General features: G+C 38.8%; 24 protein-coding genes. 2 read left to right on the top strand and 22 right to left on the bottom strand.

Translation table 11 applies throughout. The features are described 5' to 3' along the window. Positions 1-60 precede the first annotated feature (60 nt). The 17 genes from CEQ83_RS07060 to CEQ83_RS06980 all read right to left on the bottom strand — a co-directional run bounded on the left by CEQ83_RS07060 (position 61) and on the right by CEQ83_RS06980 (position 16554). On the bottom strand, positions 61-768 hold the full coding sequence (locus CEQ83_RS07060) for a DnaD domain-containing protein (RefSeq protein ID WP_154991540.1): 708 nt from the start codon (positions 766-768) through the stop codon (positions 61-63). A 336-nt stretch (positions 769-1104) separates the two neighbouring features. Next, positions 1105-2397, bottom strand: a complete 1293-nt coding sequence (gene asnS, locus CEQ83_RS07055) for an asparagine--tRNA ligase (RefSeq protein ID WP_045293839.1) — start codon at positions 2395-2397, stop codon at positions 1105-1107. 155 nt (positions 2398-2552) lie between these two features. Beyond that, positions 2553-3737, bottom strand: coding sequence for a pyridoxal phosphate-dependent aminotransferase (locus tag CEQ83_RS07050; protein WP_154991541.1), 1185 nt, complete (start codon positions 3735-3737; stop codon positions 2553-2555). A 133-nt stretch (positions 3738-3870) separates the two neighbouring features. Next, positions 3871-4359 carry a cell wall elongation regulator TseB-like domain-containing protein gene (locus CEQ83_RS07045; protein ID WP_013056103.1) on the bottom strand — a complete coding sequence of 163 codons (489 nt, stop codon included), beginning with the start codon at positions 4357-4359 and terminating at the stop codon, positions 3871-3873. 11 nt (positions 4360-4370) lie between these two features. Continuing rightward, positions 4371-4541, bottom strand: a complete 171-nt coding sequence (locus CEQ83_RS07040) for a YpmA family protein (protein WP_013056102.1) — start codon at positions 4539-4541, stop codon at positions 4371-4373. Between the two features lie 187 nt (positions 4542-4728). Continuing rightward, complete coding sequence (locus CEQ83_RS07035) at positions 4729-5526, bottom strand: ComEC/Rec2 family competence protein (protein WP_047751376.1); 798 nt, start codon at positions 5524-5526, stop codon at positions 4729-4731. A gap of 87 nt (positions 5527-5613) precedes the next feature. Next, complete coding sequence (dinG, locus tag CEQ83_RS07030; RefSeq protein WP_048020005.1) at positions 5614-8415, bottom strand: ATP-dependent DNA helicase DinG; 2802 nt, start codon at positions 8413-8415, stop codon at positions 5614-5616. Between the two features lie 202 nt (positions 8416-8617). Next, positions 8618-9001, bottom strand: coding sequence for an aspartate 1-decarboxylase (panD, locus tag CEQ83_RS07025; RefSeq protein WP_028407965.1), 384 nt, complete (start codon positions 8999-9001; stop codon positions 8618-8620). Further along, complete coding sequence (gene panC / locus CEQ83_RS07020; protein ID WP_048020006.1) at positions 9002-9859, bottom strand: pantoate--beta-alanine ligase; 858 nt, start codon at positions 9857-9859, stop codon at positions 9002-9004. Position 9860: 1 nt separating this feature from the next. Beyond that, entirely contained in the window at positions 9861-10694 is an 834-nt protein-coding gene (gene panB / locus CEQ83_RS07015) for a 3-methyl-2-oxobutanoate hydroxymethyltransferase (RefSeq protein ID WP_154973266.1), read from the bottom strand. A gap of 273 nt (positions 10695-10967) precedes the next feature. Next, on the bottom strand, positions 10968-11957 hold the full coding sequence (locus CEQ83_RS07010) for a bifunctional biotin--[acetyl-CoA-carboxylase] synthetase/biotin operon repressor (protein ID WP_013056096.1): 990 nt from the start codon (positions 11955-11957) through the stop codon (positions 10968-10970). After that, entirely contained in the window at positions 11942-13135 is a 1194-nt protein-coding gene (locus CEQ83_RS07005) for a CCA tRNA nucleotidyltransferase (protein ID WP_033578418.1), read from the bottom strand. Before CEQ83_RS07005 ends, CEQ83_RS07010 begins: the two co-directional genes overlap by 16 nt. A gap of 15 nt (positions 13136-13150) precedes the next feature. Next, positions 13151-14278: an N-acetyl-alpha-D-glucosaminyl L-malate synthase BshA gene (gene bshA / locus CEQ83_RS07000; protein ID WP_028414087.1), complete on the bottom strand. Its 1128-nt coding sequence runs from the start codon at positions 14276-14278 to the stop codon at positions 13151-13153. Further along, entirely contained in the window at positions 14279-14989 is a 711-nt protein-coding gene (gene bshB1 / locus CEQ83_RS06995; RefSeq protein WP_028414088.1) for a bacillithiol biosynthesis deacetylase BshB1, read from the bottom strand. 10 nt (positions 14990-14999) lie between these two features. Then, positions 15000-15398: a methylglyoxal synthase gene (gene mgsA, locus CEQ83_RS06990; RefSeq protein ID WP_033578417.1), complete on the bottom strand. Its 399-nt coding sequence runs from the start codon at positions 15396-15398 to the stop codon at positions 15000-15002. A 12-nt stretch (positions 15399-15410) separates the two neighbouring features. Further along, entirely contained in the window at positions 15411-16211 is an 801-nt protein-coding gene (gene dapB / locus CEQ83_RS06985) for a 4-hydroxy-tetrahydrodipicolinate reductase (RefSeq protein WP_013056091.1), read from the bottom strand. A gap of 13 nt (positions 16212-16224) precedes the next feature. Continuing rightward, positions 16225-16554: a nucleotide pyrophosphohydrolase gene (locus CEQ83_RS06980; RefSeq protein ID WP_013056090.1), complete on the bottom strand. Its 330-nt coding sequence runs from the start codon at positions 16552-16554 to the stop codon at positions 16225-16227. Between the two features lie 312 nt (positions 16555-16866). Between CEQ83_RS06980 and CEQ83_RS06975 the strand changes: the two genes are divergently transcribed. Next, positions 16867-17733, top strand: a complete 867-nt coding sequence (locus CEQ83_RS06975) for a YitT family protein (protein WP_028414090.1) — start codon at positions 16867-16869, stop codon at positions 17731-17733. A 29-nt stretch (positions 17734-17762) separates the two neighbouring features. Here CEQ83_RS06975 and CEQ83_RS06970 read toward each other — a convergent pair whose 3' ends face one another. The 4 genes from CEQ83_RS06970 to CEQ83_RS06955 all read right to left on the bottom strand — a co-directional run bounded on the left by CEQ83_RS06970 (position 17763) and on the right by CEQ83_RS06955 (position 20992). Next, a complete protein-coding gene (locus CEQ83_RS06970; RefSeq protein ID WP_013056088.1) occupies positions 17763-18440 on the bottom strand; it encodes a zinc metallopeptidase in 678 nt (225 codons plus the stop codon). A 64-nt stretch (positions 18441-18504) separates the two neighbouring features. After that, on the bottom strand, positions 18505-19281 hold the full coding sequence (locus CEQ83_RS06965) for a sporulation protein YpjB (protein WP_034266841.1): 777 nt from the start codon (positions 19279-19281) through the stop codon (positions 18505-18507). An 84-nt stretch (positions 19282-19365) separates the two neighbouring features. Then, the gene (locus tag CEQ83_RS06960; protein WP_028414092.1) at positions 19366-20382 is read right to left on the bottom strand and encodes a CAP domain-containing protein; all 1017 of its coding nucleotides are present in this window, start codon (positions 20380-20382) and stop codon (positions 19366-19368) included. A 190-nt stretch (positions 20383-20572) separates the two neighbouring features. Then, positions 20573-20992 (bottom strand): CBS domain-containing protein, encoded by a 420-nt coding sequence (locus CEQ83_RS06955; protein ID WP_028414093.1) that lies wholly within the window; start codon positions 20990-20992, stop codon positions 20573-20575. Between the two features lie 185 nt (positions 20993-21177). On the opposite strand from CEQ83_RS06955, the gene CEQ83_RS06950 reads away from it, so the two are divergent. After that, positions 21178-21537: a YugN family protein gene (locus CEQ83_RS06950; RefSeq protein ID WP_013056084.1), complete on the top strand. Its 360-nt coding sequence runs from the start codon at positions 21178-21180 to the stop codon at positions 21535-21537. 36 nt (positions 21538-21573) lie between these two features. Here CEQ83_RS06950 and ctaG read toward each other — a convergent pair whose 3' ends face one another. Next, positions 21574-22512, bottom strand: coding sequence for a cytochrome c oxidase assembly factor CtaG (gene ctaG, locus CEQ83_RS06945; RefSeq protein WP_033578415.1), 939 nt, complete (start codon positions 22510-22512; stop codon positions 21574-21576). Positions 22513-22569: the final 57 nt, after the last annotated feature.

Raw genomic sequence — 22569 nt, 5'->3', positions numbered from 1 at the left:
CTTTTAAAAAAGCTGCTTCAAGATTCAATTACTTGGATCTTGAAGCAGCTTTTTATCCTGTCATTGCTCTAGCCAGTTAAAAAAAGGAATGGCTGATGTAGACTGAGAAGGGTTAACAGAAGATAGTTTTTTGGGCTGTTGATTTTGACGAAATTTTTGGCTATGCTTGCGGGCTTGATCAATGGTCTGAATGCCATTTTTCTTCCATTCGAATAAAATACGATCAATATACCGGAAGTTTAATTTTCCAGACATCACCGACTCTCTTAGTGCCGCTTTAATAATAATGGGGTCATGATGATCTTGATCAATCCACATCGCTAGCGTTTCGCATTCAAACGGAGACAATGCTCTGCCAAATTCTTTTTCAAACATTGTATATAAATTAAGCTCTTCTTGTTCTTCTTCGCTTTTTTCTACTTCTCTTGTTTCTTGCATCATATGATGAATAAGCTTTTCCCAAAGCGGTTTTAATGAATAACGTTCACAAATAAGGGCGTTTTGCTGTTGATCTTGCTCAATAGATAAAAAGCCGCGCTGAATTAATGCTCGCAGCGTATCCATACACACAGCACTTGAAATACTCATTTTTGCCGCCAATTCGTTAGGTGTCGGGAAACCTTCACCGCCTTCAATGGAAACATAAATATGCATTAACGTCATGAATTCCGTTTCGTTCATTCCCAAATCGCTATAGTGATTAAGCAGCAGCTTCGGAATTGAAACTGTGCCTTGTTCAAACCATTCAATTAACGTTTCTTTTTTCATATCCGAACACCTCAGTAGTTAGTATATCATGAAGTTTATAGTCAAAGTAATAATTATTCGAAGCTAAAAAAGCTTCTATGTAAAACTTTCCGCTGAAACCGTACCATTGCTCTGCACATATAAAATATATACGAACGATGACTTCCTTCCAAGAATATTACACTAACTTATTTTTTCGAGAATTGCAACTCCCTTTTAAGTTAGACTCTCTTCTATGTTTGCCGTTGTTTCCTTGTGATATAAGTAAAAACCTCGTTTTTCTTTTCTTTTTATGATTCATAAAAAAAAGCTAAAAAAGTATCCTGACTACAGGAGTCAGAATACTTTTTCACTTCCTTACGGGTATAAACGGTTTAATAAGCGTGGGAATGGAATCGTTTCACGAACGTGTTCTACGCCGCTAATCCATGCTACTGTACGCTCAAGGCCTAAACCAAATCCTGAATGTGGAACTGAGCCATACTTACGAAGCTCTAAATACCACTTGTATGTTTCTGTATCTAATTTGTGCTCTTCTACACGCTGAGCTAAAAGCTCTTGATCATGAATACGTTCAGAGCCTCCAATGATTTCTCCGTAGCCTTCTGGTGCGATTAAGTCTGCACATAATACTACGTCTTCATTTGTTGGATCTGGCTGCATATAAAATGGTTTTAATGACGTTGGATAGTGTGTAATGAATACCGGCTTGTCATAGCTTTCTGCGATAGCCGTTTCATGCGGTGCTCCAAAGTCATCTCCCCACTGAATGTCTGTAAATCCTTTTTCATGTAAGAATTTAAGAGCCTCATCGTACGAAATACGAGGGAATGGCGCTTTAATTTGTTCTAACTTAGATGTATCACGGCCTAGTACATTTAACTCTAACTTACAGTTTGTTAAAACAGACTGTACGACATGAGACACATACTCTTCCTGTACTTTCAAGTTATCTTCGAATTGGTAGAAAGCCATCTCTGGTTCAATCATCCAAAACTCAATTAAATGACGGCGTGTTTTAGATTTTTCAGCGCGGAACGTTGGACCGAATGAAAATACTTTTCCAAGCGCCATTGCCGCTGCTTCCATATAAAGCTGTCCACTTTGAGAAAGATATGCATCTTCGTCAAAATATTTCGTGTGGAATAATTCTGTTGTTCCTTCAGGAGCACTTCCTGTTAGGATTGGAGGATCTACTTTTGTAAACCCGTTTTCGTTAAAGAATTCATACGTTGCACGAATGATTTCGTTACGAACCTTCATAACAGCATGTTGACGTTTAGAACGCAGCCATAAATGACGGTTATCCATTAAGAACTCTGTTCCATGTTCTTTTGGCGTAATTGGGTAATCAACAGCTTCATGAATAACTTCAAGGCTTGTAACTGTTAACTCATAGCCAAACGGTGAGCGCTCATCTTCACGTACTACACCTGTTACATATAGTGATGATTCTTGCGTCATAGACTTAGCTAATTTAAAAGTTTCTTCTTCTACTTCAGCTTTTACAACTACCCCTTGCATGAATCCTGATCCATCGCGCAGCTGTAAAAAGGCAATTTTACCACTTGAACGTTTATTCGCTAACCAAGCACCAATTGTTACTTCTTTTCCTACATGCTTGCTTGCTTCTGAAATCGTAATTTTCACGATTAATATCCCTCCAAAAAACTTACATTTCGTAATTATGTATGCCATCCTATTATACATTTCGACAAACATAATAACAAGTAACAAACAAAAAGAGCCTTCTAACACGTGTGATCTGTGCTAAAAGGCTCTTTTGTTTTTAAATATAATCTTTTTTATTTCATATGACGAGTCATGAATGATTGAATTCGTTCCAATGCCTTTTCTAGCAGATCTAGTGATGTAGCATAAGAAAGACGTACGTTTTCAGGTGAACCGAATCCTGATCCAGGCACTAGCGCTACCTTCTCTTCTTCTAAAATAGCTTCTACCCATGCATCAACTGTATCAAAGCCAGTTAACTTTGCAGCTTCAATTGCATTAGGGAATAAATAGAAAGCACCCTGTGGTTTTAAGCATGAGAACCCTGGAATGTTAATCAGCTTTTCATGAATCACGTTTAGACGCTCTTCAAAAGCTTGTCGCATCATTTCCACCGGCTCCTGAGTGCCGTTATAAGCAGCGATTGTTGCATATTGAGCAATAGATGTTGGATTTGACGTGCTGTGACTCGCTAGGTTTGTCATTGCTTTAATAACTGTAGCATCACCAGCTGCATATCCAATGCGCCAGCCCGTCATGGAATGTGACTTAGAAACACCGTTAATGATAATTGTTTTTTCTTTTAACGCTGGTGAAAGCTGTGCAATCGATACATGTTCATTTTGACCATATACAAGCTTTTCATAAATTTCATCTGATACGATAAAAATATCGTGCTTCAAGCAAACTTCTCCTAAAGCTTGAAGCTCTTCTCTTGTGTAAATCATACCCGTTGGGTTGCTTGGTGAATTGATAATAACAGCTTTAGTTTTAGCAGTAATAGACGCTTCTAATTGTTCAGGTGTGATTTTAAATTCGTTATTTTCAGAACCTTCAACGAATACGGGTGTACCTTCTGCTAACTTTACTTGCTCAGGATAACTTACCCAGTAAGGAGTTGGGATAATTACTTCGTCACCTTCGTCTAACAGAACTTGAAATAACGTATACAGTGCGTGCTTAGCACCTGTACAAACAATAATTTCAGAAGGTGAATACGTCAGGCCTTGATCGCGTTTGAATTTTTCAATTACCGCTTCTTTTAATGGTGCAAGACCGCCTGCTGGCGTATATTTTGTCTGACCATCATTCATTGCCGTAACAGCCGCTTCTAAAATGTGCTGCGGCGTATTAAAATCAGGTTCCCCTGCTCCAAGTCCAATCACATCATGACCAGCCGCTTTCAATTCTTTCGCTTTTGCTGTAATCGCTAATGTTGATGATGGCGTTAATGCTGATACACGTTTTGCTAACTTCACTAAAATCTCCCCCTATGAACTAAAGCTATAATCAGCCCGCAGGCTGATTATAGATAAAAAATTGGCTTCATTTTCATAAAGCGCTGAAATCTTATATTATGACACATATGGTATTTCATATGGTATAAACGATTTATGATTGAGATAAGCTGTATCGTTTTATAAATTCACCGCTAGAGAAATCAAGATAATAGTATGTTAAATGTTTCTTATCTTTATCCACATATGTTACTTCCCACAGCGGCTTTTTATTTTCAATGCCTAGGCGCACCGACTTAATTTCCTGCGGATTTTTATCATTTTTCACAATGGAAATGGCTTTCTCTTTTGTGATCCCGCTGCTTGCTTTCTTTAAAACAGCTGTTTGTTTTTTGCTTTTAGGCATCCAAGCAATTACCTTTTGATTGCTTCGGTTTGTACCTTCTACTACATAAAATGCATGATTGCCGAAATATGGCTGGGTGCTTGTGACAGATTTCAAATTAAATTCTTTTTTTGCTTGGGATGCTGCTTTTTCCTCAGCAGACTGAACATCCTTCACAGACGAGTGATAAATGCTAAAAGAAATGCCTCCGATAATTAAAAGCACAGCAGCTACCGCTACAATAATTAACTTTTTCATAAAATCCCTACTTATGTACGATAAATTGTAAATACAGCTTTGCTTTGATCTTCTTCATCTAACGCTAATCCGAACATCAAATCTTGCTTTTTCAACGTGCGATTCAAACTATCAACAATTTTATATAAATCCGAGGAATTTTCCACGCGGACAGTTGATAATACTTCAATCCTGCTTTCCATTGTAAACCTCCTAGCTCGTCTATCACGACGCAAAATGACGATATCCGTATTATAACAGGTATCAAAAACCATCGTCATCTTTTTCACTCATCAATCCAGCCTGTACGTTTTGCGTAAAAACCGAATAAATAAGTAAACATATATAATATTATAAGGAATTTACCTCTTTTTGCAAAAGGAAATTTGTTTATTTTGCAGAAAATTTCATCACATCATAGGATTTTAGCGACATTTTAATAGAGTAAGCGCTCCCCTCTCTTACGTCATATAATTCAATCCATTCAGCTGTTAAATTTGAAAGCAGTCGAGGGGAATAGGAACGCCCTGGTTTCGTAAACGCAACGGCAAGCTGTATATCTAATTGCTTCAAAAATGTATTCGAAAAAAACGTTCCCTCTCCAAAATTAGGAATTTTCAATATATCTACATGAGTAAGGGGAATGCGTAAAAACTTTTCCTCTACTTCATCTGAGCCGCTCATGGCATATAGAACTCGGTGCTCTCCAATCGTAAATAATAGATCCATAGCCGCTGTTTTTTGCTTCGATGCATGCAAGACATCAACGTGTATATTATCCGTTAACTGAAATAAATCATTTTCTTTCCACTTCTCTGTTTGAAATTCCGCCTGGTACTGAGCCGGCACAATAATACGCTCTATATGATAATCCTTCACAGCTCGCTGAACATTTGAATCATAGTACTTTTGCTGTTTCGTAATTATTAATTGGTTGATTTTTTTTACTTTATATCGCTGCAGCCACTTGTTTAGCTCTGGATAGGAAGATGCACTCCCCGTATTTACTAAAATCGCCTCACCGCTTCCGTCTTGAATCAGACTTGCTTCTCCATCTGAAAGAGGCAGAAAGGTGATCACTACTTCATCAGCTTGCAAACCAAAATCTACGTTTTTAATGACGGCTGCTGAAACCGAACAGGTCATAAAACTAAAAAACAGTACAGCACTTAGCAATATTTTAATCATACACTGTCCTCATTTGCTTATCATAGTATATTACTATCGTCTCTCAAGTGAAGAAACAGTATGCATAAAAAAAGACTTAAGCTATGCTCAAGTCTTTTCATTCCACCATTCTTTGTAGTCCAGTAAGATATTTGAAAACGTTTTTTGAACAACCTGGACTTTTGGAAGCGAGTGAAGGAAATGGTATCCATATGCTGTTCGCGTAATACGATTATCAAAAATAAATATAGCTCCCCGGTCACTTTTTGAACGAATCAACCGTCCAAATCCTTGTTTAAAACGGATAACGGCTTGAGGAAGTGAATAATTCATAAAGGGACTTTTCCCTTCTTTTTTCATCTGCTCAAATTTAGCTGTCAACAGAGGTTGATTTGGAGATGAAAAAGGAAGTCTGACTATTACGAGACATGATAATAAATCTCCTGGCAAATCAATTCCTTCCCACAGACTGTTTGTACCCAAAAGAATGGAATGCTCAAATTGACTGAAGTCTTTTAACAGTCTATTGCGATTTCTAGTTGTGACTCCTTGACCAAGCAGGACAAACTCTTCAAGATCGTTTAACTCTTTCAAATAACCATATGTAGCTTTCAACATGTCATATGAAGTAAAAAGCACCAGCATACGGCCATTTGTTACTTTGGCTACGTCAAGAATACTTTCTGCCATCATAGCGCTATACTCATATAATGATACTTCGTTAACAGCAGGCATATCCTGAGGAATATAGACTCTAGCTTGCTTCTCGTAATCAAACTCGGAAGGAAGAATGAGTTGAGCAGGCTGAAAGTCATATAACCCTAGCTCTTGAATTAAATAATCAAATGTTCCATTCACCGTCAATGTAGCCGATGTTAAAATAACGCTTTGTTTCTTAGCGAAAAATTCATCAGCCACCGTATCGGCAATGGAAGTAGGCTGACTATAGATATACGTAGCATTTGCTGCTCCTTTTGGCTCAATTTCAAACCACGTTACGTAATTGCTCTGCTGTTTGAACAAAAGCTTTTCTATTTGCTGAGATATATGCTCAAATCCTTTAACAGCCGTTTGAAATTCATGAAGAGACGACTGTTCATTTTTTGTGGCTTTGTCATATAGATCGTCAAAGGAATGTCTTGCCCCATCATTCCATGTAAAAAGATCGTGAATTAAAAAACGAATGCGCGACGCTGCTTCTTGAATGGCCGTCCAGTAATGCCCATGCTCTTTTTCCACTTTATACCGATAGCTGCTTCTTCCAATCTCGCCCTGCTGATTGCCCGTTCTTTTTTGAACAAAAGAATGAATCAAACGAAATAAGTCATCGCACTCAGAATGAAGCTGCACAAACAGATTTTGAAGAAGTTCAGTGTTAAGCTCGATGCTATATTTTACAAGCGTATGATGAACTTTTTTTAACAGCCCTTTGTCTTGAATGGTTCCGATTCGGTTTAATAGCGCATGAACCGCAAAATAATCTAAGCGCTCTCCTAGTTCTTCTCCGGCAATGTCTTCTAAGTGATGAGCCTCGTCAATAATAACCTGTTTATAATCAGGCAGCAGCTCATGATTACTCATCACATCCATCAACAGCAAGCGATGATTTGTCACTACTATATGGGCATTTTGCGCTCTGTTCTGCGCTCGTTCATAAAAAGAATAAAGTTTCCAAGGATGCTTAAAGTCACTTGGAGACGGATTGCTTTCATTTAGCTGTTCCCAAAAAAGTTTGCCCCCAGAAGGCAGGTTTATTTCATCGCTGTCGCCCGTTTCCGTTTCCGTCAGCCAAATAAGCAGCTTCGCTTTTGTGAGGATCGCATCGTAATTATTATTTCGCTCTTTTAAGAGCTGAATGAATTTTCTTATACTAATGTAATGTTCTCTTCCTTTTAAAACAGCTGCTGTGACAGGAAATGGCACAATCTTTTCTAAAATGGGCACATCTTTTTCGATGATTTGCTGCTGAAGCGTTACCGTGTTAGTTGAGATAATGACTGGGTGGTGATGAACAGAAGCATAAAACACGGCAGGAACTAAATAAGCGTAGGTTTTACCAATACCGGTCCCCGCTTCAATTAAAGCATGCTCGTTGCCTGCAAAGCACTCTTGTACAAAGTTCATCATCTCCCACTGCCCTTTTCGTTCTTCAAACAATGGCAGAGCCTGATGGAACAGCTTTTGCTTTTCAGTTTCAAATATTTCGTAAGTATGAGAGTGCTGCTTTTCATTAGCTGAATGCGGCTGATATTTGTTTAGCGCAATGCCGTGTATAAATTCATAAGAATCATCCTCGGCATAACTTTTATCATCTATAACTTGTTGAATCAGTTCTCCAATTTCACTTTTAAAGTGTAAGCTTAGCGCGTATAGCTGCTTCAAGGTTGTTAAAGGGAGCTTCTTTAATTTTTCAATTAGTAAAAGTAAAATACGTGCCGTTACTTCTGCATCACTATCTGCTTGATGAGGGTTTTCATGTTCAATATGTAAATACTCAGCTAATTGACTAAGTTTGTACCCATCAACTGTAGGCAACAGAATCCGGGCCAGTTCGACGGTATCCACGGTTGAATTATAAAGCGTCTCCATCCCGCACTGATAGAGTTCTTCTTGTAAAAAAGTTAAATCAAATGCCACATTATGTGCAACAAAATAAGCATCATCTAGCAATTCTATAATTTTAGGTGAAATTTCTTCAAATAAAGGCGCATCTTTCACCATATCATTTTGAATGTTAGTTAGTTGTGTAATAAAAGGCGGAATATCCATACCAGGATTTAAAAAACTAGAAAAACGTTCAACAATTTTGCCGTCTTCTACTATGACAGCAGCAAATTGAATCATTTTATCTCCTTGTTTTGGAGAATGTCCCGTCGTTTCAAGATCTACCACAACAAAGCGTTTATTCACGGTCAACACCTCGCAAGTCTGTCTTTTTATAGTATAAAGTGAAAGCCTGCTCTATATGCTTTAAAAGCGCAACTCCTTCTCGTGAAAAACAGAGAGGCTTTCATACATAGAAGTTTTACTTTAGTGTGTATAGAGGTTTATACCGTTCACTTACTAGCGTATGTATTCAAATAAAAATCCCCCTCATAAAGGGGGACTGTTCTTATAGAATTGTACCAGCTGGTTCTTGTTTAAGCAATTGTTGGATTTTATTCTGCTCATTCATAATCGCTACGGTTGGATGATGGTGAGCTACTTCTTCATTTGCTACGAGCGCATAAGAGATAATGATGACGATATCTCCAGGCTGCACGAGTCTTGCAGCAGCTCCATTTAAACAAACTACGCCGCTCCCTCGTTCGCCGGGAATCACGTACGTTTCCAAGCGAGCTCCGTTATTATTGTTTACAATTTGGACTTTTTCGTTTGCTGCAATTCCTACTGCGTCGATAATATCTTCATCAATGGTGATGCTGCCAACATAATTTAAGTTGGCTTCAGTTACATGAGCTCTGTGTATTTTAGCGTTCATCATCGTGCGAAACATTTAGTTATCCCCCTGTACGTCTACAATTACATTATCAATTAAACGAGCTTTAGAGAATTGAACAGCTAAAGCGATAATGATTTTTCCAGCGGCGTTCTTAATTGGTTTTAGCTCTGGATACGTATAAACCTCGATATAATCCACTTTACCGCTCGTATGTTGCTCAATTTCTTTTCGAATGGTCCCTTTAATGATTTCTACTTGCTTCTCTCCACCTTCAAGAAGCTGCAGAGCGCTTTGTAAACTCTTAAATAAAACAGGTGCCTCTTCTCTTTCTTTATCTGTTAAATATACGTTACGAGAACTTTTAGCTAATCCATCTGCTTCTCTCACTGTATCTACTGCTCTAAGCTCCACCGGGAAATTAAAATCTTCAATTAAACCATCTACTACAGCAACTTGCTGCGCATCTTTTTTACCAAAGTATGCACGATCTGGTGTTACAATGTGAAAAAGCTTTGTTAGTACCGTGGCTACTCCGTCAAAATGACCGGGACGCTTCTGTCCACACAATACGTCTACACGATCTCTCACGGTTATAGCAACTGAACGGCTTGACTTATACATTTCCTCTACTGAAGGATAAAATAAATAGTCGACGTTAGCTTCTTTTGCCACGCGCTCATCGCGTTCAAAATCTCTTGGATACGTATCAAAATCTTCATTTGGTCCAAATTGAGTCGGGTTCACAAAAATACTTAGCGCCACTACTTCATTTTCTGTGCGAGCTGCTCCAAGCAGAGTAGCATGACCTTCATGCAAATAGCCCATCGTCGGGACAAATCCAATTGAACGTCCAAGCTGCTTTTCTTTTTTCATCTCCTGCTGCATGTCTTTAATTGTTGTAATGACTTTCATCTTATTTCCCTCCGTACAGTGCCGTTAACTGCTCTTCTTTCATTGAAAAAGTATGTGCTTCTTTCGGAAACTCTCTTTTTTTCACTTCACTTACATACTGAGAAAGCCCTTGTAAAATAGGCTCATTTATTTTCGCAAATGACTGAACAAATTTGGGCACACGCTCTACGCCGTACGTTAATACATCGTGGTATACAAGTACTTGACCATCCGTCTCAGCTCCTGCTCCGATTCCGATTGTTGGAATGCTTAAGCGTTCAGCTACTTGTTTTGCTACTTGTTTAGGAACACACTCTAATACAACAGCAATAGCTCCCGCCTGCTCACACTTGATTGCGTCTTGGATTAGCTGTTTGGCTTCTTTCGCTTCTTTCCCTTGCACTTTATAACCGCCCAGAACACCGACAGACTGAGGTGTTAACCCGAGATGTGCAACAGCCGGAATACCAGCTTGCGTCAATTCTGAAATTGTATAGAGAACATCGTTTGCACCTTCTACTTTTAAAGCATGAGCTCCGCTTTCCTGCATAATGCGAGCAGCATTTTTCATCGTGTCTTCTTTCGACACGTGATAGGACATAAACGGCATGTCGGTGACGATAAATGTATCACTAGCCCCTCTTTTAACCGCTTTTGTATGATGAATCATATCATCTACCGTTACAGGAATCGTAGAGTCATATCCTAAAACGACCATTCCTAGAGAGTCGCCTACTAAAATCATGTCTACGCCTGCTTCTTCAGCGTACTTAGCTGACGGATAATCGTACGCAGTCAGCATCACAATTGGTTCATTGTTTTGTTTCATACGTAAAAAATCTAATTTTGTTTTCACTAACTTTCTCCTCCTTCTCAGAGGAGATGAGCGCACGTCTGCACACAAAAAAGCCCTTCTACCTATAAAAGGAAGAAGGACTTTGACAGACTTCATCTATAAAAAGCACACTTTACCTAATGTGCTTACCTACGCGTCATCCCTCTGTCCTAGTCCTTAATGGATCAAGGCAGATTTATTGTCGTATTAAAAATAAACAAACGAGTATCAAGTGAAGTTCTTTCGATACTACCTTGATACTCGTATTATAATAAAAATTTCTTTATTTTTCTACTATTTTTTAGCAGAGAGCTCAATATCTGCAGAATGAATTCGGTGTATAACACCTTCATCGTCTTCAATCAATAAAACGCCTTCATCTGTTATACCTTTTGCAAAGCCTTCAATGTTGGCTGTCATCGTCCGTGCTATAATTCGCTTTCCAATGCTGATTGCATACGTTTCCCAAAGAACTTTAATTAAACCAAAGCCATTTTTTAAGTATTCTTCATAAAGGGTTTCTAACTTTAAGAAAAACGCTTGCATCAAAGCGGCACGATTAATTTCTTCACCTTTTTCAATACGTAAAGATGTGGCAATGTGTTTGATTTGTTCATTAAAATCCGTTTCCTGCTGATTCACATTAATGCCGATTCCAATGATGACCGAATGAATCCGGTCAAAATCAGCCTGCATTTCCGTTAAAATCCCAACTAGCTTCTTCCCATTTAATAAAACATCATTCGGCCATTTAATGTCTGGAGAAAGGTTCGTCACTTCTTGAATGGCCTGTACAACAGCCACTGCTGATAGTAAAGTCAGCTGAGGAGCCTGCTGCGGAGGGATAGAAGGACGCAGTATAATACTCATCCAGGCACCAGTATATTTTGGGGAGTACCACGCTCTATCAAGTCTTCCTCTTCCTGCCGTTTGCTCTTCAGCAACTACGACCGTTCCTTCTTTTGCTCCTTCTTGAGCAATTCGATGAGCAATTTTTTGAGTAGAATGCACGCTTTCCTCATAGTGAATATACTGGCCGATTTTTGTTGTTTGAAGCCCTAATAAAAGCTCGTTGCTGCTTACTTTGTTCGGCTTCCCAACAATGCGATAGCCTTTTTTACGAACAGCTTCAAGTTCATAGCCGTCTTTTCGCAGCTCTTCGATATGCTTCCATACAGCTGTTCTTGAACAGCCTAATAAATCGCTGATCTTTTGGCCGGACACATAGTCCCCATCTGCGTTCGTAAACATTTCAAGCAGCGTTCTTCTTATATCTGACTGCAAGACTGCACCCACTTTCTTATTGAAGATTTCGTGTTCATTAACTCATTGTATAGAACTTTTTCCTCAATTTCTTTTAATAGTTGAGACACCCATGGACCACCCTTTTTACCTGTCCACACTAAAAGATCTTGACCATTTATATCTAAATCTTTTAAAGAATGAATAGGCAGCTCGCTATAGATGTAAAGAAGCTCATGTTCATTCATATACTCATTGCTTCGAAGAAGTTGTAAAATACGATTCACGCTCACGCTGGCCTGCTCTCCAATTGTATACATGATGCGTTTTGACCATCCATTTTCCAAAACGTCCCGAAGACCAATAGACTGAAGCTGAATATCTTTAATTTGCTTATTAGATAATTTCCAGCTTTTAAAAAATGCCTGCTTGTCTTGAATGTCGAGCAGATGTACAAGAAGTGTCCACGACTCCGATACTCGCTGAAGCATCATCCAATCGTGTGCACAAACAGATCGGAATTTTTGCGGATCTACATTCAATTCGGGCAAGTAGCGATACAGCTCCGTATCTGCTACAAGTGCTAATGCTAAAGACGGCCGCTTTCCGCTCAGCATTTTTTCGAATTCAACTGTAATGCGTTCAATAGAAACATGCCTCAGTAGTTCACCGTATTGCTGAATGGCTCTTTTAGTTTGATCAGACAGCGAAAACGCCAGCTGACTGACAAAGCGAACGGCTCTCATCATACGAAGAGCATCTTCATGAAAGCGTTCTTTAGCATTTCCGACAGTACGAATTAACTGGTTTCGCAAATCTTCCCTTCCATTAAATGGATCAATAATTTCTCCTTTTGCATTCATAGCCATTGCATTAATTGTAAAATCGCGACGCTGCAAATCTTCTATCAGAGACGAAATAAACGTAACGGACGAGGGACGACGAAAATCATCATATTCTCCCTCAGAGCGAAAAGTGGTCACCTCATAGGTCTCGTTCTCATGAACAACGACAACCGTACCATGCTCGATTCCTACATGAATCGTCTTAGGAAAGAGTTCCATCACTTGTTCCGGCCTAGCTGACGTAGCGATATCAATATCTCCAATCGTCCGATTTAAAATGAGATCCCGGACCGCTCCTCCAACAAAATACGCTTCGTAACCGGCTGTCTCCAGTTTTTCAATAATATAAAGCGGATGAATGAACGGTTCTTTCATAACGTCCTCCATTCTTCAACCCTGTACCAATTTATAATAAAGTTTTTCATATTGACTCACAATCTCTGTTGAATGAAATTTATGATTAACTGCGCTTAGAGACGCTTCCCTCATTTGGTGATGCAGCTGTTCATTTTCAAGTAGCTGAATTGCTTTGCTCGCTGCCTCTTCGACGTCTCCAACTTCGCAAATATATCCTGTTTTTTCGTGTTCAATTACTTCGGGAATTCCGCCTATATTTGTTCCGATGCATGGAACACCACAAGCCATAGCTTCTAAAAGTACAAGCCCAAAGCTTTCTTTTTCAGATAATAACAGTTTTAAATCGCTAATCGAATATAATTCTGCTACATTTTCTTGTTTCCCAAGAAATAACACAGAATCTTGAAGATTTAGCTCTTTTACCAATTGAGACACAACCGTCATTTCAGGGCCGTCTCCTACAAGCAGCAGCTTAGACTGAAGCTTTTCATTAATAATAGCAAATGTTTTGACTATATCTGTAACTCGTTTGACTTGACGAAAGTTTGAAATATGAATAACGACTTTTTCATTTTCTAATATGCCATACTCCGCTTTTAAATACTGAACTTCTTTTTTATGATAAACTCGTTCATCAATAAAATTATACATCGTTTCAATTTCTTTATCTGGACTAATTAAATGGTGAGTTTGGTCAACAAGTGACTGAGATACAGCCGTCACTGCATCTGATTTCTCAATTCCAAATTTAATTAAGTCTTTTAACGATGGATCCTCTCCTAGAACCGTAATATCTGTTCCATGAAGAGTCGTCACAATTTTCACTTCGTGCTCTACCATTTGTTTAGCTAAAATCCCGCAAACGGCATGGGGGATTGCATAGTGCGTATGAATAATATCAAGCTTTTCTCTTTTAGCCACTTCAGCCATTTTACTGGATAAAGCGAGATCATACGGAGGGTATTTAAAGACGGAGTATTGATTTACATCTACTTCGTGAAAATAAATATTTGGATATACTTTCGTCAATCTAAAAGGCATGCTAGAGGAAATAAAATGAATTTCGTGCCCCTTTTCAGCCAGCAGCTTCCCTAGCTCCGTTGCTACCACTCCTGAACCTCCAACGGAAGCATAACATGTAATACCAATTTTTAACTTCATTTATTTTCCACCTACTAAATCGTCGTACATCAAAATCGGTTTTTTAGATAAAAAACCTTCACCGTAAGCTATCCCGACTTCTTTGCCAAATAACCGCTCTCTGCTCTCTACCGTTTCAATATATCCGTTTACGAGCGGCGTATCAAACGTATCTGCTGTTTTTATAAATTGACTTTCATAAGCCTCTAGACTAGCTACTTTCTTTTGAAACGTGCTTGATACATCTACGATAAAATCTGGCTTATGAAATCCATTTATCATATAGAAATATAGAGACTCCGCACGATGAGCTTTTTGCTTCTTATCATCTATATAATTTTTAACGCCAGCGGAAAACATGGCCTCTTCTACAAGCTTTGCACAATTTCCATGATCAGGATGACGATCTTCAAAATAAGGAGCAAATATAATCCTTGGTTGATACGTGCGAATGACTGATGCAATTTCAGCTATATATTCTGGCTTTAAAAACAAACCTCTGTCTGGCAAATGCAGATGAATTCGCTCATGAACACCTAAGACTTCAGCTGCTTTAGACGCTTCTTGTTTTCGAATTTCAACCGTTCCGTTTGAAGAAAGTTCAGCTTGCGTCAAATCGCAAATAACTACCTTCAAACCTTGTTCACTCATTCTTGCAATGGTTCCACCCATGCCGATTTCTACATCATCGGCATGAGCACCAAAGGCAAGGATATCTATTGTTTCTTTCATTATCTTCACCCTATTTTTTTATAATTGAACGCCAATGCAAATCGCCTCGTTCAAGTCCATGAATTAAAATCTCTGCTGTTCCCATATTCGTTGCAAGAGGAACCGCATAGACGTCACATAGACGCATCAGAGCTGAAATATCAGGTTCATGAGGCTGAGCTGTTAACGGATCGCGGAAAAAAATAACCATATCCATTTCATTTTGAGCAATTAAAGCTCCTATCTCCTGATCTCCTCCAAGCGGTCCTGATTGAAAGCGGTGAACCTGCAAACCCGTTGCTTCTGAAATACGCGTTCCTGTTGTTCCTGTTGCGAACAGCGAATGTTCCTGTAAAATCGCTTGATAGGCTGTTGTGAATTGTACCATATCATTTTTCTTTTTATCATGTGCAATTAAGGCGATTTTCATTTTTCTCGCTCCTTAGTCAATAATATTTTCTAACCCATATACAAGTGTGTCTACGTTCATAACTGTGTCAACAGCTAGCTTCACACCTGACATAAAAGAAGCGCGGTTGTATGAATCATGACGAATTTTTAACGTTTGTCCAAATCCTCCGAACATCACTTCTTGGTGAGCAATCAGTCCTGGCAAACGTACGCTATGTAGGCGGATTCCTTCATAATCTGCACCGCGTGCGCCCTCTAGTAATTCTTTTTCCTCAGGGTGGCCCTGTTTTTTTGCTTCACGAACTTCACTGATCAGCTCCGCTGTTTTTAAGCCTGTTCCTGATGGTGCATCTAACTTTTGATCATGATGCATTTCAATGATTTCTACATCATCAAAGTATTTAGCTGCCATTTGTGAAAACTTCATCATTAAAATAGCGCCAATCGCAAAATTAGGTGCAATAATACAGCCAAGTTCCTTCTCTTCAGCAAGCTGCTTTAATTCTTTTAAATCTTCTTCTGAAAAGCCAGTTGTTCCTACAACAGGTCGTACTCCATATGTTAAAGCTGTTTTAGTATGAACGCGTCCAATTTCAGGTGTTGTCAAATCAACTAAAACATCTGCCTTAACGTCTTGAAAACATTTTTCAATATCCGTGTAGATCGGCGCTTGTACATTTGGCATTCCTTCAATATCACTTATGTATTTTCCTTCATTGATACGATCCACCGCTGCTACTAATTCAAAATGCTCTGTTTCTTCTATTAATAATACAGCTTCTTTTCCCATACGACCTCTTGGTCCTGCAAGTACAATTCGAATTTTGTCCATTCTTTTTCTCTCCTTAGTCTTCTTTTTTCGTCCAGCGATCTTTGTCACGCGTATTAAATTTATTCATAACGCGATCATGCGCTTCTTGTAAATCAATATTTAATGAATTTGCAAAGCAAATTAATACAAATAAAATGTCGCCCATTTCTTCTTCGACCGTACGTTCTGCTTCAGTCGTTTTCTTCGGCTTTTCACCATAATAGTGGTTAATTTCGCGCGATAATTCGCCCACTTCTTCCGACATTCTCGCAAGCATAGCAAGAGGACTAAAATATCCTTCTTTAAATTGGCTAATATATGCATCAACTTCTTGCTGCATTTGCTCCATCGTTTTTTTTGACATCTTTTTATTTCACCTCTTTTAGAAGTACACTCAGCTTACTATTATAACATCTTTACTTCAAATTATTTAGTGTAATTACTTCTTCTTACCACGCCTTTGTCAGATGGTCTTTCACAATATTCCTCACGTTTCCCTTAATTCTCAAAAATCTGTCTATATTTTACGAATTGAGGATACTACTAATACATAGCACTAGAAGAAACATCATCACTTTTTACTATTTTCAAAAATCTTTTCGATAGTTATTTACGAAATGAAATATATTCCTTTATGATAAGGTAGTGCAAAAACGGTCATAGGAGGTTTGTAAGTATGAAAGGTCTCAGATTAAAAAATATTATTTTTATACTGCTTGGTTCTGCTATATTTGCGTTTGGACTTGTTAATTTTAACATGCAAAACAATTTAGCTGAAGGTGGATTCACAGGCATTACCCTGCTTTTATTTTTCTTATTTAACATTGATCCCTCTTATTCTAACTTAGTGTTAAATATTCCTTTGTTTTTTGTAGGGTGGAAACTATTAGGGAGAACAGCATTTATTTATACCATGCTCGGAGTTGTTAGCTTATCGCTATTTTTATGGATATTCCAGCGCTTTCCGGTGAATATGCCCCTGCGCCATGATATGACTCTAGCAGCTCTTTTTGCCGGTGTTTTTATTGGAGTGGGTCTTGGCATTATTTTCAGGTTTGGAGGAACAACAGGAGGAGTCGATATCATTGCCCGTGTTGTTCAAAAATATATCGGGTGGAATATGGGGAAAACGATGTTTCTTTTTGACTTTATTGTGATTAGTGCGTCTCTCATTTATTTATCCTACCGAGAAGCTATGTACACACTTGTTGCAGTCTTTGTCGCTGCACGGGTTATTGACTTTATGCAAGACGGTGCGTATGCGGCCAAAGGCGCAACCATCATTTCGAATCATAACGAAGCCATATCGGATAAAATTATGAAAGAAATGGATCGAGGCGTGACGATTTTAAAAGGACAGGGTTCTTTTTCTAAGCAAGATACCAACGTGCTATACTGCGTTGTTAGTAAAAATGAAATTTTCCGTTTAAAGCAAGTTATTACTTCTGTAGATCCACACGCCTTCGTTGCAGTTACGGATGTTCATGATGTCTTAGGTGAAGGATTTACCCTTGATGAAAATAAAAAACCGCTTGAAAGATAAAAAAATACCGCTAATGCGGTATTTTTTTATTAGTCGTCGTTATTCATTCCTGTATAAATCATGATTAAACGAACCAACTCAAGAACTGCTACTGCTGCGGCTGCTACGTATGTTAAAGCCGCTGCGTTAAGCACTTTGCGCGTCTCGCGCTCTTCGTCATTTCGAATCGCTCCGACTGAGACGATTTGCGTCATCGCTCGGCTTGAAGCGTTAAATTCAACAGGCAGTGTTACAACTTGGAATACGACCGCTGCTGCCATGAAGATAATACCTAACAATAGCAACGGCTTAATCGACGCGATAATTCCAATCATAATTAAAATCCAAGAAGCGTTTGATCCAAGGCTTGCCACCGGCACAAGCGAGTGGCGAAGGCGTAAAAACGAATAGTTTTCTTTGTCTTGAATCGCGTGTCCCACTTCGTGAGCCGCAACGGCAGCGCCTGCGACAGACGTTCCGTAATAGTTGTCTTCTGACAAACGAATGACTTTTGAGCGAGGATCGTAGTGATCGGATAGAAATCCGCCTACAGGCTCTACGTGAACGTTGTACAATCCGTTTTCATCCAAAATTTTTCTTGCTACTTCTGCGCCTGTCATTCCTGATGAGTTGCTTACTTGTGAATATTTTTTGTAAGCACTTCTCACCTTAAACTGTGCCCAAATTGGCACAAGGATAATAATGAGAAAATAAATCAAAAAGCTCATTTACCCACACCTTTCATTATGTGTTTGACTACTCTTTTATTTTAGACAATTCTGCGCTTTTACGTCAATCATTACGCCCTCTGGCTGACTTTCTTTTCTGGTCAGCGAAATACTTTCGCGCTCCTACATAAAAAAGTGTAGCAATAATAATACTTCCGGTGGTGATTGTAACCCAAATAAAAGACGGGTCCGTACGATTTTCTTTTACTTGTTCAAAAAAATCTTTTAAATTTTGTTCCATTTGGTTGAACTGGTCATCGTTAATCTCACTTAGCGTTCCTTCACTTTGTAAAAAGTGAACGTCTGCGCTCACACGCTGTACGTAGGGAGACGACACGTCTACCTGCGCGCTCGGTAAGATCATATCATATTCCTTTAAAAATTGCTTAAGCTGCGCTTCATAAGCCGCCTGTTCTCCTTTTACTGCTTCATTTCGCATCTCTTTAAATGTTGCTAGCATACTGCCTTCGAGTTCAGTCCACATAGGCTGATGCTTGCTGTGCAGCGCATCGACTAATAATCGAAATTGAGTAGCTTTTTGAAGACGTTCTTCATCACTGGAATCAGAAGATAAAAGAGACCTTTCTACCTGTTCATAACAAAGAGTTAAAATACGTATATCTTCGGCCGATACGCCCAAAGAAGCTGTATTGAGACTGGTAAATTCATTCGAAAAATTTCTGAACAAATGTTGGGCTGCTTTATACTCCTTTTGCTCTACAAGCGATAGCGTTTGATCAGATAAGTTATCAAGCTTTTCCCACTGCCCTTCAGCTGCATGTACAGTAGTCGTATATGCAAAGAAAAGTACGAGCAATATTCCTACTATTCTTCCTTTCATTCTCGTCCCTCCTCTAACCTCTACTAAAACTTATGAGAAAGAGGACAAGAGTAGACCTATTTTCAAAAGGAAGTTTTAATCTTACTATTCATTCATCGGAGTGATAAAGTTTTGCGTATAATACTTCTCATACACACCTACACCAAGACGCGTAAACTCTTTATTGAGTAAAGCCTTACGATGTCCCTCACTATTAAGCCACCCTTCAACCGCAGCGATTCCATCCTGATAATTCGAGGCAATATTTTCGCCCGCGATACGGTATACTACATCACCTTTTTGCAGACGGTTGCCTAAATCACCTTGTGCTGGTGAAACGTGAGAGAAATAGTTTAAGTCACTCATTTCTTTGCTGTGTAAATAAGCTACTCCGGCAGTGGCTTCGTCCCAAGCTAAAGGTGACAGCTGAAAACGGTCTCGAATTACATTTGTAATATCGATAATTTGCTGCTCTTCTCCTTCTTGGACACTTTTCCACTCCTCTGCTGTCAATGACGGAGCTGTTGGAAGCTCGCCGCGATAAACAATTTCGTACGGACGCTGTTTTAATAGCGTGTCCATATCCATAATTCGAATACTTGAGATTGTATTAAGGAACTGATCAAAATATAGTTGGACGTATACATCTCCATATTTAATAATTGGACGCATTTTCATATCCTCTTCACTCAGACGAAATCGGTATTCATTTCCGTCTTTTTGAAGCGTGAGTTCGGATGAAAGTGAAACTCTTTTTTCCACTTCTTCTCGCTTCTCACCAATCTCAAAAGGATCTGTATTTGTTTTTGAACCAATGACGTATACGGATACGACTTGATTATTTTCTACTCCTACCTGCGCATACGTTTGACGATTCTTTTTGTAAATCCACCAGTCATAGCCATATGCAGAAGAATCAATACGATCCGGCTCTCCAAGCATTCCAATTAACTGTTCTGAATGATCTCCAATGAGCCTCATCATATTTTCACTTTGTTTTTCATAAGAAGCCACTTCTTGGGTGGGCTGACTTTTGGAATCCGTTTGGTTTTGCTCAATATTTTGACCCGTTAGATATTTTTCTAGCTGAGGTAAATAATCCTCCGCGTATACAAATGCCACTATTAATACGAGAATAAAAATAACTTTTTTCAGCTTTTCTTCCTCTCCTTACACCTGTTTTCTTTACCTGTTTAACTTATTTTTATCTCTATTATACATGCATTCAAAAAAAAATAGCTATCGGTATGAAGGAAACAAAAGAAAAAGCCAACTATTTACGAATATCCTGCAAACAGTTGGCTTTCGCTTTTTAATGCGTATGTTCTGAAATGTCTGAGAGCGCTTCTCCTGCACGTTCATTTGCATAGCGAAACGTTGATAAATCACCTAGCGAAACAATCCCGACTAGCTTTTGATTTTCCACAACAGGAAGACGACGGATTTGATGTTGAGCCATAAGCTTAGAAGCTTCTTCTACAGAGGCTTCCGCTGTAATAGTTATAAGCTCTTCACTCATAACATCCGTTACTTTACTTGAATTTGGCTTCTTTTCTGCAATGCCTTTTATAACTAAGTCTCGATCTGTAATCATTCCTACTAACTGATCTCTATCGACAATTGGAATTGCGCCTACATTCCATTCCTTCATTTTCACTGCCACTTCATATACGTTATCGAGCGTGGTGCATGTTTCCGTATCAGCTGTCATTACCTCTTGTACAGTTTTCATTGTTTTATCCTCCTTTACATAGTGTGTTCGCTTTATAGTGTGACCAACTTTTTAGTAAACTTTCGCATTTAAAACGTTTAAATAAAAATAGATAACGTTTACATTTTTCCTTATTAGATATTGCAAGTTTTATCCATTCGGCTTATGATTTAGTTGGGGTATATCTGTTTTGGGAGGGAGTTCATATGAAATTTGAATATGCAAAGTTTGATTCATTAAAGGTAGATTTAGATTTATTAGATGAGATTATGCATCAATTTGGCCTGGTCCGCGCCGGACAATGGGATTATGAACGCGTCACGTACGATCGAAAATTCGAGTTTCAGCGAGATACCTTCTATTTGCGAGTCCAAGGACATGCTATTTCAGGCGATGTAGGGGGCAGGCATGCTGTTATTCACCTTATGACACCTCTATTAGGCAAACATTATTATCCTCACGGTGTAGAATATGGAGACGGAGAATATTTCCCGCCATCCCTTGTAGAACAGTGTGAAAAGATATTAACACAAATCAAATCACAGCTTGAAACCGTTCAGCTATAGAATTAGAAAAAGCGCAGTAATCAGACTGCGCTTTTTTTAATTCAAAGGAGGAGTAGACGGAAATTCCTTTGGTTTTATATCTTGAGATTCAGTAAAATCAGGCATGTACGTATCTTTCTCTCGTTCTTTTCGAGCCCACTGAAAAAAAATAAAGCCTAAAACCGTTCCATACACAATTTCTTGAATGATCTTCATAATAACGCCGCCTAGCTGCTGGTCTTCCACGGGTGGCAGCGTATTAAACATCTCAGGAGCAAGCTGCCCTAAACTTGCAATCATAGAAGGCGGTACACAAAGGGAAAGAGCTTGTACCCAAGCGCTTGAGTCTGTATACGTCGCATACAAAGAATGGTTTGCAAAAATAATCAGCGCGCACGCTGGAGTAAGAAGTACGCCATCTGCAAAAATGTATCCAAGCTTTTTTAAAGAACTTAGCGTTTGTTCTTCTTCTAGCTGATTAATGAGTGGCCACCACATACAAAATGCAGCGATAAATAATACAACACTCACGATTCCGTGAAGCGTCATATCCGTTTTAATAACATCAAAAAGCAGCGGAATATGATACAAAGAAAATAACCCATTGAATAATAGTAAAGCAATTAAGGGCTTTGTAAAAAATTTAAAAACAGGTTTAACCCCTCTTACATAAATAACAGAACGAGCTAACCACGGTGGAATTCCTAAAATAAAAAGCGGGGGAATCACCAAGTAAACAATTGCCATTTGCGTCATATGAGCACTAAACATAAAGTGCCCTAGTAAATCTACAGGTCCTCCTTTACATATATACAAAAGAACCATGCTGATAACAAAATACGCTTTTGTTTTTCTGTCTACGGCCGCCGCTCCTATAAAATTCCCTCTCCATCTACCAACGATGAAAAAATATAAGACGGTCACCAGACAAATGGTTACAAAATAGTAAGGGCTCCAAAGTGCTTCAAAACCAAACATCTGCAAATTGTTAATCAACGTCTATTCCTCCTTCTACAGATGATGAAAAGGACTGGCGCATGCCAGCCCTTTTCT

The sequence above is a fragment of the Priestia megaterium genome, assembly GCF_009497655.1.
Classification (GTDB): Bacteria; Bacillota; Bacilli; order Bacillales; family Bacillaceae_H; genus Priestia; species Priestia zanthoxyli.
Note: the sequence above shows the minus strand (reverse complement) of the source record. Positions and strands in the feature narration are given on the sequence as shown.

What these genes read in the sequence shown, in the direction of transcription:
- CEQ83_RS07060 (WP_154991540.1), bottom strand. Translation starts at nt 768, where the DNA reads ATGAAAAAAGAAACGTTAATTGAATGGTTTGAACAAGGCACAGTTTCA.
- CEQ83_RS07045 (WP_013056103.1), bottom strand. Translation starts at nt 4,359, where the DNA reads ATGAAAAAGTTAATTATTGTAGCGGTAGCTGCTGTGCTTTTAATTATC.
- CEQ83_RS07040 (WP_013056102.1), bottom strand. Translation starts at nt 4,541, where the DNA reads ATGGAAAGCAGGATTGAAGTATTATCAACTGTCCGCGTGGAAAATTCC.
- CEQ83_RS07035 (WP_047751376.1), bottom strand. Translation starts at nt 5,526, where the DNA reads ATGATTAAAATATTGCTAAGTGCTGTACTGTTTTTTAGTTTTATGACC.
- panD (WP_028407965.1), bottom strand. Translation starts at nt 9,001, where the DNA reads ATGTTTCGCACGATGATGAACGCTAAAATACACAGAGCTCATGTAACT.
- panC (WP_048020006.1), bottom strand. Translation starts at nt 9,859, where the DNA reads ATGAAAGTCATTACAACAATTAAAGACATGCAGCAGGAGATGAAAAAA.
- CEQ83_RS07005 (WP_033578418.1), bottom strand. Translation starts at nt 13,135, where the DNA reads ATGAAAGAACCGTTCATTCATCCGCTTTATATTATTGAAAAACTGGAG.
- bshA (WP_028414087.1), bottom strand. Translation starts at nt 14,278, where the DNA reads ATGAAGTTAAAAATTGGTATTACATGTTATGCTTCCGTTGGAGGTTCA.
- bshB1 (WP_028414088.1), bottom strand. Translation starts at nt 14,989, where the DNA reads ATGAAAGAAACAATAGATATCCTTGCCTTTGGTGCTCATGCCGATGAT.
- mgsA (WP_033578417.1), bottom strand. Translation starts at nt 15,398, where the DNA reads ATGAAAATCGCCTTAATTGCACATGATAAAAAGAAAAATGATATGGTA.
- dapB (WP_013056091.1), bottom strand. Translation starts at nt 16,211, where the DNA reads ATGGACAAAATTCGAATTGTACTTGCAGGACCAAGAGGTCGTATGGGA.
- CEQ83_RS06980 (WP_013056090.1), bottom strand. Translation starts at nt 16,554, where the DNA reads ATGTCAAAAAAAACGATGGAGCAAATGCAGCAAGAAGTTGATGCATAT.
- CEQ83_RS06975 (WP_028414090.1), top strand. Translation starts at nt 16,867, where the DNA reads ATGAAAGGTCTCAGATTAAAAAATATTATTTTTATACTGCTTGGTTCT.
- CEQ83_RS06970 (WP_013056088.1), bottom strand. Translation starts at nt 18,440, where the DNA reads ATGAGCTTTTTGATTTATTTTCTCATTATTATCCTTGTGCCAATTTGG.
- CEQ83_RS06965 (WP_034266841.1), bottom strand. Translation starts at nt 19,281, where the DNA reads ATGAAAGGAAGAATAGTAGGAATATTGCTCGTACTTTTCTTTGCATAT.
- CEQ83_RS06955 (WP_028414093.1), bottom strand. Translation starts at nt 20,992, where the DNA reads ATGAAAACTGTACAAGAGGTAATGACAGCTGATACGGAAACATGCACC.
- CEQ83_RS06950 (WP_013056084.1), top strand. Translation starts at nt 21,178, where the DNA reads ATGAAATTTGAATATGCAAAGTTTGATTCATTAAAGGTAGATTTAGAT.